At 54.5% G+C, this 231-nt stretch carries 1 protein-coding gene; it reads left to right on the plus strand.

Annotated features, from left to right (window positions below):
- Positions 1-89 precede the first annotated feature (89 nt).
- Positions 90-227, plus strand: a complete 138-nt coding sequence (locus tag HMPREF2952_RS11340) for a hypothetical protein (protein ID WP_168165180.1) — start codon at positions 90-92, stop codon at positions 225-227.
- Positions 228-231 lie beyond the last annotated feature (4 nt).

Here is a 231-nt window from a genome sequence, read left to right on the forward strand (position 1 = left end):
ACAGCCGCCTTCGGGCGGCTGTGTGTTGAAACAATGAGGGACGCGATAAGTCGGAGCATATTAAACTCCAGCCGCCTTCGGGCGGCTGTGTGTTGAAACTCAATATCAAAGCCGTCAGCGCGGAAGATATGATGCAGCCGCCTTCGGGCGGCTGTGTGTTGAAACAAGAGCTGGCCGAAAAAGTCGAGAAATTAGAAAACAGCCGCCTTCGGGCGGCTGTGTGTTGAAACC

Source organism: Neisseria sp. HMSC068C12, from assembly GCF_001814095.1.
In the GTDB taxonomy this organism is placed as follows: domain Bacteria; phylum Pseudomonadota; class Gammaproteobacteria; order Burkholderiales; family Neisseriaceae; genus Neisseria; species Neisseria perflava.